Annotated in this window: 11 protein-coding genes; 2 read left to right on the forward strand and 9 right to left on the reverse strand. The window is 59.2% G+C overall.

The genetic code is table 11. The features are described from left to right. The first annotated feature begins 80 nt into the window (after window positions 1-80). A complete protein-coding gene (locus G6N80_RS05630; RefSeq protein ID WP_062557186.1) occupies window positions 81-1,595 on the forward strand; it encodes a carboxypeptidase M32 in 1,515 nt (504 codons plus the stop codon). Between the two features lie 9 nt (window positions 1,596-1,604). Here G6N80_RS05630 and G6N80_RS05635 read toward each other — a convergent pair whose 3' ends face one another. From G6N80_RS05635 to G6N80_RS05645, 3 genes are all read right to left on the reverse strand, one after another. After that, window positions 1,605-2,531: an MYG1 family protein gene (locus tag G6N80_RS05635; protein ID WP_165132402.1), complete on the reverse strand. Its 927-nt coding sequence runs from the start codon at window positions 2,529-2,531 to the stop codon at window positions 1,605-1,607. A gap of 139 nt (window positions 2,532-2,670) precedes the next feature. Further along, window positions 2,671-3,633, reverse strand: a complete 963-nt coding sequence (locus G6N80_RS05640; protein ID WP_062557056.1) for a dihydrodipicolinate synthase family protein — start codon at window positions 3,631-3,633, stop codon at window positions 2,671-2,673. A gap of 99 nt (window positions 3,634-3,732) precedes the next feature. Next, entirely contained in the window at window positions 3,733-4,434 is a 702-nt protein-coding gene (locus G6N80_RS05645) for a GntR family transcriptional regulator (protein ID WP_062557055.1), read from the reverse strand. 108 nt (window positions 4,435-4,542) lie between these two features. Here G6N80_RS05645 and G6N80_RS05650 point away from each other — a divergent pair, with 108 nt between their 5' ends. Continuing rightward, complete coding sequence (locus tag G6N80_RS05650; protein WP_165131956.1) at window positions 4,543-4,962, forward strand: GNAT family N-acetyltransferase; 420 nt, start codon at window positions 4,543-4,545, stop codon at window positions 4,960-4,962. A 2-nt stretch (window positions 4,963-4,964) separates the two neighbouring features. Here G6N80_RS05650 and G6N80_RS05655 read toward each other — a convergent pair whose 3' ends face one another. Genes G6N80_RS05655 through G6N80_RS05680 form a run of 6 tightly spaced genes read right to left on the reverse strand, consistent with a single transcriptional unit; the run spans window position 4,965 to window position 12,152 of the window. Beyond that, window positions 4,965-6,080: an anhydro-N-acetylmuramic acid kinase gene (locus G6N80_RS05655; RefSeq protein WP_165131959.1), complete on the reverse strand. Its 1,116-nt coding sequence runs from the start codon at window positions 6,078-6,080 to the stop codon at window positions 4,965-4,967. Window positions 6,081-6,090: 10 nt separating this feature from the next. Beyond that, window positions 6,091-7,104 carry a serine hydrolase domain-containing protein gene (locus G6N80_RS05660; RefSeq protein WP_165131962.1) on the reverse strand — a complete coding sequence of 338 codons (1,014 nt, stop codon included), beginning with the start codon at window positions 7,102-7,104 and terminating at the stop codon, window positions 6,091-6,093. Window positions 7,105-7,119: 15 nt separating this feature from the next. Beyond that, window positions 7,120-8,871, reverse strand: coding sequence for an ABC transporter ATP-binding protein (locus tag G6N80_RS05665; RefSeq protein WP_165131965.1), 1,752 nt, complete (start codon window positions 8,869-8,871; stop codon window positions 7,120-7,122). Further along, window positions 8,868-9,710: an ABC transporter permease gene (locus tag G6N80_RS05670; RefSeq protein WP_165131968.1), complete on the reverse strand. Its 843-nt coding sequence runs from the start codon at window positions 9,708-9,710 to the stop codon at window positions 8,868-8,870. The genes G6N80_RS05665 and G6N80_RS05670 overlap by 4 nt, the downstream gene beginning before the upstream one ends. Then, on the reverse strand, window positions 9,707-10,669 hold the full coding sequence (locus G6N80_RS05675; RefSeq protein WP_165131971.1) for an ABC transporter permease: 963 nt from the start codon (window positions 10,667-10,669) through the stop codon (window positions 9,707-9,709). The genes G6N80_RS05670 and G6N80_RS05675 overlap by 4 nt, the downstream gene beginning before the upstream one ends. A gap of 22 nt (window positions 10,670-10,691) precedes the next feature. Then, window positions 10,692-12,152: an ABC transporter substrate-binding protein gene (locus tag G6N80_RS05680; protein ID WP_246251404.1), complete on the reverse strand. Its 1,461-nt coding sequence runs from the start codon at window positions 12,150-12,152 to the stop codon at window positions 10,692-10,694. Window positions 12,153-12,199 lie beyond the last annotated feature (47 nt).

The following is a 12,199-nucleotide window of genomic DNA, read 5'->3' on the forward strand; positions in this document are numbered from 1 at the left end:
CGCTGAAATCGTATTATTCAATCATTACGATTTATCTCGTGCTTCTGGTCATGAGTCAGAAGCTCGCGAAGGAGCACAAAATGAGCTATGCCGCATTCGAAGCAGAGATTGCCCGCGTCAATGATGTTCTCTGTTCGGTCAATCTGCTGACTTGGGATTCGCGCACGATGATGCCGCCCGGCGGGCTGGAAGCGCGAGCCAAGCAGATTGCAACACTTGTCGGCATTGCCAGAGACATGGCGACCAGCGACACGCTTCAGCGTTCCATCGAGCATGCGCAAGTGGAACTGGAGGGCGTTGCGCCAAGCGATACCCGCCGTCTGGCCGTCGAACAGGCGAAAGACGCGATTGCCGTGCTGTCCCGAATTCCGGCGGACCTCATCAGTGCAGCGGCGGAACTCAAGACGGTCGCCCAAGGGTCTTGGACCAATGCCCGTGCTGCGAATGATTTTGCGACCTTTGCGCCTTATCTCGAACGCACCATGGAGATGCAGCGGCAGATCGCGCAAGCAATCGGTTACGGTGAGCATCCCTATGATGCGGCGATTTCGGCTTACGAACCGGGCATGAGCTGGTCGCGGCTGAAAACCGTCTATGACGATCTGAGCAAGGGACTGCTGCCGCTTCTGGAGCGGGCCAAGCAGGTGCGAACGCGTGGCAATATTCTGGAACGCAGCTATCCGGTCGAGAAGCAGCGAGACTTTTCCAGCAAGATGGCGGCGCGCTTCGGCTACGATTTCAATCGCGGTCGTCTGGATGATGCCGTACATCCGTTCGAGATTTCCTTCACCAGTTCGGATGTGCGCATTACCGGACGTTTTCGGGAGAACTGGCTGCCGGCGGGTCTGTTCGCCGTCTGGCACGAGGCAGGTCACGGCATGTACGAGCAGGGCGTGGCACATGCCTTCTCACGCTCGGTCTTTGCCACCGATTTCATCAACCTTTATGCCGTTGGCGGCGCAAGTTTCGGTGTTCACGAATCCCAATCACGCCTGTGGGAAAACCGCGTTGGCCGCTCGCGCCGCTTCTGGGAACTTCACTTCAAGGAACTGCAAGCCAGCTTCCCGGATCAGCTGGCGGATGTTGATGCAGATGCCTTCTGGCGGGCCGTTAACGCCACGCGGCCCGGCTTTATTCGCGTTGAGGCGGATGAGCTGACCTATGATTTTCACATCATGCTTCGCTCGAAGATCGAGGCTGGATTAATGGCCGGAGACATTCGTGTGTCGGATCTGCCCGCAATCTGGCGGGAGGAGGTGAAGGCCTATCTGGGTCTTGACGTGCCGAATGATACGCTGGGCGTGCTGCAGGATGTTCACTGGTCGTCGGGGCTGGTCGGCTCGTTCCCCACCTACACGCTGGGCAACATCATGTCATCGCAGTTCTTCGCCGCTGCCAATCGTGAAACGGAGGTCTCGGGTGGTCTGGAGACAGGCGATTATGAGCCCTTGAAAAACTGGTTGAACTGCAATGTTCATCAGTTCGGGCGCTCTAAGTCGCCCAGCCAGTTGCTTATGGATGCGACAGGCTCCGATTTGTCCGTGACAGCCTATCTAGATGATCTCACGCGCAAGGTCCAAGCGCTGGAAAGCTGAAACTGTTCGTCAAACTGCTTTCAGATGCTCTGCGACGGCAAGTTCTGCCAGTTGCAGAGCTGCTTCCCGCGTGGCTGCTGCGGCAATGAAGCGGCCGTTGTGGCAGAAGGTGGCACCTGCCACGCCGCTTACATCGGCCAGTGCCTGACCGGTCAGGCCTGCCCAGGCTTTTGGCAGATCCGCGCGCAATTCGAAACTGTCACTGACCCGACGGATGCCAGTGAGGCACCAATCCTGATCGCGCGGGTGCACGACGAAAAGGAGATGCTCCGCGCCCGCTTTTAAGATGGCGGGGCGGAAAGGCATTCCCATGGGCAGTTCCAGAACCTGGCTCTCTCCGGCGGCGGCGATCGCCTCCATCACCATGGATTCGGCGCGCAGCTTGGCGGCGTCTTGCTTCAGGTTCGCCTCCACGAAGCTGCGAGCAATGACGAGCGCGACATGAAACGCCCGGTCGTCGGCTTCCGGTGACTTGTCATCGAAAACCGGCTTCAGCGTTTCCAGAAGAACCGGCAAAGTGAGATCGGCCAGCGGTCCAGCTGCCGATGGGTTCAGTGCCCCATTGTCCATGAGATCGATCGGCAGAACGAAGTCCTGATCGAAGCTTTGATGAAGGGTGACGACGTCCTTTTCTGGAACCTGCAAGGCACGCAGATAATCCTGCCCGTAATGCCGCCAGACCAGACCAAAAGAGCTGAACGGTTGACCGTCATCGCGCAAGGGCGCGCCGCGCTGGTGATGATCGAATATGCGGGCGTCCGGATCGAATGCCCCGCCGACATCGTAGATGATGCGGTCGCTCGCGGGCGTGATCCAGTCCGGTGCGCGGCTGCGAACGATGCGAGCCTGCGGATACAGGCGCGTGAGGACGACACTCGACAGAAGCTCATCCGCGTGGAAACCGCCGGAATGCGTTACGAGGAATTCTGGAGCCATGCCGAAACGCCCGATTGAGTTGAGGTCATCAAGGTCGTTATCGGCTGACGCTTCAGAGTTCAAGAGGTTTGCTGCCGAAGGGTGCTCCGTCAATCTTGATATTTATCAAATTTGACGTTGCTCACCCCGGCGCAATACATCAAGGCATGTAGGTCTGGACGGCACCCGACTGCTGGCTCCAGCCTGCGTACCAGGTGTTGAAGAGCTTGAACTGCGCCTCCACATAGCCGCGCTGGCTTTCCGTCAGTTCGTCGGTTTCGTTGAAGTGCAGCGTGTATTCGCTCTCACCCTTCAGCACCATCATGTACTTGAAGAAGAGAACCAGATCCGGGCCTTCGTCGAAGGAGGAGAGTACGCCGAGCGCGCTTTCCAGTTCGAGTGCTCGGGTGCGAGCGTCGAAATCGCCTGCAGCGGCGGCCTGTGAAAGCTTGCAAAGGTGAAGAACTTCCTTCGGCAGCACATTACCTATGCCCGTGATGGCACCGCTTGCGCCGCAATTGACATAGCCGTGGAAGACGGCCGTATCGACGCCGATCATCAATGTCACCTCGTCAGCGCGGCTGGTGATGTTCTCCGCCGCATAGCGCAGGTCGTCAGCGCCGCCGAACTCCTTGAAGCCGACGAGGTTCGGGTGATCGGCGCGTAGCGCGAAAAACAGGTCGGCGCGGGTGGCAAAGCCATAATAGGGGCTGTTGTAGATGACGGCCGGAAGATCGGGTGCTGCAGAGAGGATCGCCTTGAAGTGCGCCTTCTGTGCGGAGATGACGGAGCCGCGCGACAGGACGCGAGGAATGACCATCAAACCCTTTGCGCCAACCTTCTGCGCATGAGCCGCATGGGCCACTGCCGTTGCCGTGTTGACCGCACCGGTGCCGACGATGACCGGAACGCCAGCCTTGGCCAGACGCTCCACGCCTTCCATGCGCTGCGCATCCGTCAAAAGCGGCCAGTCACCCATAGAGCCGCAGTAGATAACGGCTGACATTCCCGCTGCAATCAACTCCTGACCCTTGCGCACCAGCGCGTCGAAATCTGGCGTGCGATCTGCTTTGCAAGGAGTCATCAGGGCAGGCATGACGCCTGAAAATACGGAAGTTGCCATGCGTCTATTCCCTCTGTTCGCCCGCGCAAGGGCGGCGGCTATCCTCTGGCCGCATTTATAGATCTTTGTATTTTATTTGTCGACAAGAAATTTAGATGATCAGATTTCTATCTTTAGCCGCTCGCCTTGTACCAGCAGCTTCTGAACCTGAGCGACGATCTGCTCGGCATGATCGCGGGCCAGGCGTTCGGCCGCATCAAGATCCCGTTGCTCCAAAGCTTCGATAATGTCCTCGTGTTCTTGAACGAACCGCTGGGGCAAACGGTCGTTGTAAGACTGGTAATAGAGCCGGAGTATGCGCCTTCCCTCATCCAGCAAGCGCTTGAAAAGGCCTGTAAAATAGGCATTTTTTCCCGCTTCCGAGATCGCCAGATGGAATTCCGCATTTGTCGCTATCATCGCCAGCGCATCCTGTGCCTGAACGGCAGCTGCAAAATGCTGCTGCTTTTCCCGGATGACGCTCAGATCCTTGGGGTCATGATTCTGTGCCGCCAGTTTGGTCGTGACGCGATACATCAGCACCAACGCATCGAAATAGGTGTGCATGTTCAGGAAATCGATCGGCGCGACAAGCGTCGACCGATTGGGCAGAGTGTGGATCAAGCCTTCTGCTGCTAGTCGTACCAGTGCCTCGCGGATCGGCGTTCGCGACATGTTGAAGCGTTCGGCTAGTTGAACCTCGTCAATCGCGCTTCCCGGTTGCAACACGAGATCGAGAATTTCATCGCGCAGCACATCATAGGCCAGCTTGACGCCTGAGCCTCTCTTGCGATCGCTACCTGTTGCAGCTTCTGGTTCCATCCGCCCTTACACCCCGTCCGTGATTTGGGGCGAAGCTAGGCATTCACGCGTGTGGTGTGAAGCGTTTTGTCTCTGGTCAGCGTAGTGAATGCCGCTTACAACACAAAAATGAACACGAAACTCGTTGTAACGGATAAACCAGAGCCGAATGAGCTTGGCGCCATCGGTGAAAACCTCTCAGCCTTCAACGACGCCGATGTCGGGCCGTCGGAGCGCAGAACTCTGGCAATTCTTGTTCGGGACGAGGCAGGCGCTCTCAAGGCGGGCATCAATGGCTATACCGGCTGGGGCTGGCTTTTCACGCAATGGCTGTGGGTGGATGAAAGCCTTCGCGGCCAAGGCATGGCAGGCCGCATGCTGCAGGCGGCAGAGGATGAAGCAAGGGCCCGAGGCTGCCATTCCGCCTGGATCGATACTTTCAATCCCGTCGCTGAAAAGGCCTATACCCGTCAGGGATATGAAGTGTTCGGCGAACTTCCGGATTTCCCCATCGGGCGCACCCGGAAGTTTCTGAAGAAGAAGCTTTGACCCTATCCAGCCAGCCGACCGCCCTTTAGCGGTTCCGGCGCGCCTGTTGTGGTCGGGAAACTGATCGGCAGGCCGCGAAGCACGCGCACGGCGAGGAAGGCGAAGCATTCCGCCTCCACCGCATCGCCGCGCCAGCCCAGAGTTTCCGCCGGTTGAACCTCGACCTTGGCGCGCTCGCCCAGCATTTTCATCAGCGTTGGATTATGGCGACCGCCGCCGCTGACGAAGAGTTTTTGAGGTCGCTGCGGCAGAAGATCCAGCGCCTTGTCAACAGCCGATGCCGTGAAGGCCGTCAGCGTGGCCGCGCCATCCTCCAGCGAAAGCCCGTCTGCCATGGAGGCACCAAAGTCGAAACGGTCCAGCGATTTGGGGAACTTCGCCGTCAGATAAGGATGTTGCAGAAGCTGCTGCAGGCGCTCCTCGTTCACCGTGCCTGAAGCTGCTATCAGGCCGTCGTGATCCATATCGCCGCGACCATGCTGCTTGATCCAGTCGTTGATCGGCGCATTGGCTGGACCGGTGTCGAAGGCAACGACATGGCCTTTGCCGTCACTCCAGGTCGTATTGGCAACGCCGCCGAGATTGAGGATAGCCGCAGAGCCATCCTGCGAAACGCCTTTCAGCAAAGCGGAATGATAGGCAGCGGCGAGCGGCGCACCCTGTCCCCCGGCGCGCACATCGGCGCTGCGGAAATCATAGGCAACCTTGCAGCCCAGAAGCTCTGCCATCAACTCGCCATCGCCCAGCTGGCGCGTCGCGCCAATGCGGCCCGGCTGCGGGGCGCGGTGCAGAACCGTTTGACCGTGGAATCCGACAACGCCGATCTCTGCCATGGAAAGGCCGGTGCTTTCCACGAGTTCACGCACGGCTGTCGATTGCGCCCGTGTCAAAGCTTCCTCTGCACGAGTGAAGATCTCCGGTTCAGGCCCTTCGAAATTCCATTTGCGCGCCTGAGCAAGCGTTTCCTCCAGCAGATCACGAACCGACTGGTCGTAGGGTGCCAGCGTATAGGCACCGAATTCCTCGATCCGCTCGCCATCGGTTTTCAGGAGAGCAACGTCGATGTTTCCATCGAGAACGGTTCCGGTCATCAAACCTACAGCCCAGATCGGTTGCATCAGTCTCTCCTTAGTATCGGTTGATGACATCGCTTAACGCTGCCCTTAGCGCAAAAATACCGCTGTCGAAATGGCGGGTGGGGTGAACGCGGTTGGTCAGAAGCGTCCAGGCCCGACCGCGCTCGAAATCGATCCAGAGAGCAGTGCCGGTAAAGCCCGTATGGCCGATGACGCTGTCATTGCAAAGCGATCCGCCGGACCAACCGGCATAGGGGCGTTCCCAGCCATGAGTACGTTTCTGCGACAATGGCTGGCGCATCCATTTCACCACAGGGTCATTCGTCAGGTCGCGCTGCAGAAGATCGCGTGCATAATCCAGAACCGCATCAGCCGTGCCGAACAGCCCTGCGTGGCCAGAGCCTTGCAGCGCATAGCAGTTCTCGTCATGCACATCGCCGCAAATCATGCGGTTGCGCCAGGCGCAGAACTCGGTCGCGGCTGTAACCTTAGGGTCGCCTGAAAAGGCAAAGCCGGAACCGGCATCCATTTCGCGAATGTGTTTTCCTGCCAGCCGCTCCAGCGCAATGCCGAGAAGGATATAGTTGATGTCGGAATAGGCCGGCTCCCCCCGTTTCCACTGGCGTTGAAGCACGAAAGCCCGCAAGCGGTCAGGGTCATCGCCATAGGTATAGATCGGCTCGACAGCCGGAAAGGGCGTCTGGTGGCCGAGACATTGGCGGAAGGTAACCGTGCGCTCCCAGCAGTTCGGCGCATATTGCCGAAAATCCGGAATGACGGTGGTGAGCGGCGCATCGAGATCGATGGTGCCAGCCGCTGCCAGTTCCAGAATGCGACGCGTCGTGAATATCACTTTGGTGAGCGACGCAAGATCGAACCATGTATCGACGGTCATGGGGCGTTCGCCGCCGACCTTTTGCGCCAAGCCAATGGCGCGGGTCAGGCGATTGCCTTGGATGTCGATCATGCCAAGTGCGCCGCCGGGAATCCTGCCTTCGTCGATGGTGGTCTTCAGCAGTGCGAAGGCGGCTTCGAACGGGGCGGCAAGATCGGCAGTTTCTGGCATGGTCAAATCCGGGTTTCAGGCATTGGCGGCTGGTTGAATGCGCACGCGATGATCCTGCGCGAGGGTGAACCATTGCGCGGGCTGAGGCTCATATCCGGCTGGACGCAGAAGCGTTGGCACGGCTTCCAGGTTCAGCTTGAAGCCTTCGCGACGACGCTCCATGGTCGGCACCGCCGCAATCAGCTTCTTCGTATAGTCATGTTGCGGGTTGGAGAGAACCGAGCGCGCATCGCCGATTTCCACGATCTGCCCGCCGTAAAGCACGGCCACGCGATGGGCAATCCGCTCCACCACGGCCATATCATGTGAGACGAAGAGATAGGCGAGATTGCGCTCTTTCTGGAGATCGATCAGCAGGTCGAGCACCCGCGCCTGAACCGAGACATCCAGCGCCGACACCGCCTCATCCAAAACCAGAATGGAAGGATCGAGCATGAGAGCGCGGGCAATGCAGAGGCGCTGACGTTGGCCGCCGGAAAATTCATGCGGATAGCGGGCGAGGCTATCGCTCGGCAGGCCGACGCGCTCCAGCAGCGAGACCATCCGGGCTTGGACATCTTTCGTGATGCCTTGCCCGGTTGCAAGCACCGGCTCGGCCAGCAGGCTTTGCACGTCAAGGCGCGGGTTCAGCGAGGCATAGGGGTTCTGGAACACCATCTGCATCGGTTTTTGCGATTGCGTGGCCTGCTGTGCATCAGCACGGAATGTCCCACGCGTTGGGTTCACCAGACCCAGCAATGCCCGCGCCGTGGTGGACTTGCCCGAACCGCTTTCTCCGACAATGGCCAGCGTTTCCCCCGGCAGGATATCGAAATCGACGGATTCCACCGCATGAATGGCGCCAATGGAGCGGCGAAGAAGACCGCCAGTGGCGGGAAAGCGAACGGTGAGACCTTCCACCGAAAGGCAGGCCTTCGCTGCTGATGGCGAAAGGCGCGGCGCATCCTCCCGCACATGGTTGCCATTGGTGAAGTGCGGAACCGCCTTCAGCAGATGCTGCGTATAGGGGTGCTCTGCATGATCGAGGATCTGGTCCGCCGCTCCCTGTTCCACCACCTGTCCCGCCTGCATGACCATGACGCGGTCTGCAATGCCTGCGACGAGGCCGAGATCATGCGTGATGAAGATGAGGCCGGTGCCGGTTTCCCGCTGAAGTTCTGACAGCAGCGCCATGATCTGCGCCTGCACGCTGACATCGAGCGCCGTTGTCGGCTCATCGGCAATCAGCAGGCGAGGCGAGGCGGCAAGCGCCATGGCGATCATCACCCGCTGGAGCATGCCGCCGGACAGTTGATGCGGATAGTAGCCAAGGCGACGCGAGGCGTCGGCAATGCGCACGCGGTCCAGCGCACGAAGCGTCTCGATCCGTGCCTCTGATCCGCTCCTGCCCTGCAGGCGGAACACTTCCTCGATCTGCTTGCCGATGGTGAGGACCGGGTTCAGCGAGGTCATCGGCTCCTGAAAGATCATGCCGATTTCAGAACCGCGGACGCGCTCAAGCTCATGCTCGGCGAGTGTTGCGAGATCCACCGTGCGGCCGTTCGAGGCGGCAAAATCGATCCGCCCATTCAGAATCCGCCCGCCGCCGTAATCGATCAGCCGGTTGATGGACAGCGCAGTGACTGACTTGCCGGACCCACTCTCGCCGACAATGGCCAGCGTTTCACCGGCATCGAGCGTGAAGCTGGCATCGCGGATGATCGGCTTGACGGTGTTGCCTTTGCCGAAGCCAACGCTGAGGTTTTGAACCGAGAGAAGCTGTGTCATGCCGCGACCCTGCGCATACGTGGATCCAGAAGATCGCGCAGCGCATCTCCCAACAGGTTGAAGCCGAGGATGCCGAGCATGACGGTGAGGCCCGGAAAGATCAGCAGCCACGGTGCCATTTCCATGAGGTTTATGCTGTCGGCCAGCATGAGGCCGAGCGAAGAATTCGGCGGCTGTGTGCCAAGGCCGAGGAAGCTCAAGCCCGATTCCGTCAACAGCGACCATGCCAGCGCCAGCGTCACCTGCACGGTCAATGGTGCCACGAGGTTCAGCATGAGGTGCCGCGTCAGGATATAGCTGGTGGAACTGCCGAAGGTGCGGGCCGCATCGAGGAAATCCCGCGCCCGGATGGACAGGGCAGGACCGCGCACCACGCGGGTGAAGATCGGCGTATAGACAAAAGCAATCGCGAGAATGCTGGTAAAGGTGCCGGGGCCGACCACGGTAATGAACAGCAGCGCCAGCAGAATGGCCGGAAACGCCAGCAGAACATCCATCAACCGCATCACCACGCCATCCCACAGGCGACCGAACCATGCGGCAGTCAAACCAAGGATGGTGCCAACAATGGCTGCAATGCCCACCGAGGAAAAGGCAACGAGAAACGACTGGCCGATGCCGATCATCAACCGGCTCATCACATCGCGACCGAACATGTCGGTTCCCATCCAGTGAGCCGCACTTGGCCCCTGAAGCCGGTCAATGCGGAACTGTTTCAGCGGATCGTAAGGCGTGAGGCCAAACCATGCGGCAAGGGCGATCGCAAGATAGAGGCAGACGATGAACGCGCCGATCCGCCCGCTCGAATGGCCGAGCAGTCTCGTGAGGAAGCTTCTCATGACCGGCCTCCGAGACGAATGCGCGGGTCGAGCATGACATAGGCGAGATCAACCAGAAGATTGACGATCATGAAGTTCAGCGCCACGAACAGAACGGCACCCTGCACCAGCGCATAATCCCGCTGAAGAATGGCCTCCAGCGTCATGCGGCCAAGGCCGGGCAGCGCGAAAATCTGCTCCACCAGCACGGCACCGCCCAGCAGATATCCGAACTCGACACCGCTGAGGGTCACAACCGGGATCAGCGCATTGGGCAGGGCGTGCCGCCAGATGACATGGCGTTTGGATACGCCCTTGCTGCGGGCCGTTCTGACATAATCGTCGCTCAGCACATCCAGCATCGCGGAGCGGGAAATGCGGGTCACGGAGGCCGTGAAAGAAAGCCCAAGTGTCAGCGCGGGCAGTATCAGCTGGCTGAGATTGCCAAGCGGGTCCTGTGCGAACGGAATGTATTCGCCCATGGACGGCAGGATACCGAAGCCCGCCGAGAGAACGTAGATGATGCCAAGACCGATGACGAAACTGGGCGTCGATTGGCCGATCATCGCGAAAATCCGCACGCCGAGATCAGAGCCGCGCCCATTGCGCGTGGCGGCGAACACGCCAAGCGGCAGGCCGCAGCAAATGGCAATCAGCATGGAAAGAACGGCAAGCTCCAGCGTCAGCGGAAAGCGCTGGAGGATCACGTCCAGCACTGGCTTTCCATAGGTAACCGACAGGCCGAGATTGCCGGAGATCACGCCGGACAGCCATTTGCCATATTGAACGAGCCAGCCTTGATCGAGGCCGAAATAGGCGGCAAGCGCCTGGCGCTGATCCGGCGTCAGCAGGCCCGCTTCCGTGCCGAGCATGGCCGTGATGGAGTCACCGGGAACGAGGCGGATGGCCACGAAAACCAGAATAGAGACGCCCAGCATCACAAGAGGGAATGTGACGAGACGTCGTAGCAGGTAGTTCATCGTGTCATCCGCCTCGAACTCTTTACTTCAACGAAACCTTGGAAAGCCCAAACAGCGATCCATCAGGGGTTGCGACGAAGTTTTGTACGTTCTGCTGCTGTGCCGTGTAGGAATAGCCGGTGTAGAGCCAGATCCATGGCGATTTTTCAGCCAGATGCTTGTCGAAGGCGGCGAAGATTTCCTTGCGCTTGGCAATATCGGTTTCCACGCGGCCCTTCTGCATCAGATCATCCAGCGTGTCATCGACGTAGTTTGATACCTTTTGCAGGTTGCCGGCCTTGGTCCAGTAACGGTTATACATGGTGTAGGGATCAGCGCGGCCGCCGTTGAGAGCCACGGCCATATCGAAATCACCCTTCAGCCAGGTGTCGACATAGACGTTCAGTTCCATCAGCTTGATATCGAGCTTGATGCCGATCTCCTTCAGTTGCGACTGGATCACCTGCGCTTCGGAAGCAGCGGTTGGCGGCTCGCCGGTTGCTGCGATCACGGTAGCCGAAAAGCCATCCTTGAAGCCAGCATCAGCCATCAGCTTCTTCGCCTTCTCCAGATCCTTCTTGTAGCAGAAGAGAGAGTTCGGATCCGAACGATAGAGCGGCATGGTCAGAGGGCCGGTGATCTGGCCTTCACCCAGAAGGGCGGTATCCAGAACATCCTGCCGGTCGATGGCGCAGGAAATGGCCTGACGAACGGCAAGTTCCGTCATCGGCTTGCGCGATGGGTTGAGTTGCAGCACGTGGTAGGAGAGGACCGGCTTGCGGTTCAGCGTCAATCCGGCAACCTTTGGCACGAGCGTTGCGACCAGCGGATCGTTCAGTAGGGCGAAATCCACCTGCTTGGCGCGAAGGGCTGCGAGAATGGCGTTTTCATCCGGCAGAACGCTAATGTCGATACCATCGACACCCACCTTACCGCCAGCCCATTCGGCATTGGCTTTCAGCACTTCCTTCTGGTTCGGCTCCCACTTTTCCAGCTTGAAGGGGCCGGTGCCGACAGCTGCCGTGCCGATCTTGCCGCCGGTGATTTCGGACGCCGGGACGATGGCTGCATTGATGCTGCCCATGGCTGTCAGCAAGGGCACATCCGGCTGGGAGAGGTTGAAGACGACAGTCTTGTCATCGGGCGTATCGATGCTGGCGATCGACACATAGTTGGCGCGCGCGGCGGCACCGGTCGCCTGATCCAGAATACGGGTGAAGGAGGCCTTCACATCGGCGGATGTAACAGCTGTGCCGTTATGAAACTTCGCCGCAGGGTCCAGCTTGAAGGTCAGCGTCTTGGCATCGGAAGAGAAGGTCCATTCCTTGGCAAGAGCCGGAACGACCTTGAGATCACCATCAAGGCGCACCAGCGGTTCATAGATGAGTTCGAGCAGGCGAATGGAAGAAAATGCAGTCTGTTTATGTGGGTCGAGGCCCGTTGCATCCTGCGCCCAGGCCATTTTCAACGTTGCGGCAAGGCTTGGAGTGGCAGTGGCACCCATGAGGCCACCAACGACGGCAGCACAGGCCAGCCATTTACAGGCGATTT

Source organism: Rhizobium rhizoryzae (genome assembly GCF_011046895.1).
GTDB lineage: Bacteria > Pseudomonadota > Alphaproteobacteria > Rhizobiales > Rhizobiaceae > Neorhizobium > Neorhizobium rhizoryzae.

Bases quoted from the DNA above. Each gene is read 5' to 3' on its own strand.
- G6N80_RS05655 (WP_165131959.1), bottom strand. From the start codon at position 6,080: ATGCAACCGATCTGGGCTGTAGGTTTGATGACCGGAACCGTTCTCGAT.
- G6N80_RS05635 (WP_165132402.1), bottom strand. From the start codon at position 2,531: ATGGCTCCAGAATTCCTCGTAACGCATTCCGGCGGTTTCCACGCGGAT.
- G6N80_RS05670 (WP_165131968.1), bottom strand. From the start codon at position 9,710: ATGAGAAGCTTCCTCACGAGACTGCTCGGCCATTCGAGCGGGCGGATC.
- G6N80_RS05645 (WP_062557055.1), bottom strand. From the start codon at position 4,434: ATGGAACCAGAAGCTGCAACAGGTAGCGATCGCAAGAGAGGCTCAGGC.
- G6N80_RS05660 (WP_165131962.1), bottom strand. From the start codon at position 7,104: ATGCCAGAAACTGCCGATCTTGCCGCCCCGTTCGAAGCCGCCTTCGCA.
- G6N80_RS05640 (WP_062557056.1), bottom strand. From the start codon at position 3,633: ATGGCAACTTCCGTATTTTCAGGCGTCATGCCTGCCCTGATGACTCCT.
- G6N80_RS05680 (WP_246251404.1), bottom strand. From the start codon at position 12,152: ATGGGTGCCACTGCCACTCCAAGCCTTGCCGCAACGTTGAAAATGGCC.
- G6N80_RS05630 (WP_062557186.1), top strand. From the start codon at position 81: ATGAGCTATGCCGCATTCGAAGCAGAGATTGCCCGCGTCAATGATGTT.
- G6N80_RS05665 (WP_165131965.1), bottom strand. From the start codon at position 8,871: ATGACACAGCTTCTCTCGGTTCAAAACCTCAGCGTTGGCTTCGGCAAA.
- G6N80_RS05675 (WP_165131971.1), bottom strand. From the start codon at position 10,669: ATGAACTACCTGCTACGACGTCTCGTCACATTCCCTCTTGTGATGCTG.
- G6N80_RS05650 (WP_165131956.1), top strand. From the start codon at position 4,543: ATGAACACGAAACTCGTTGTAACGGATAAACCAGAGCCGAATGAGCTT.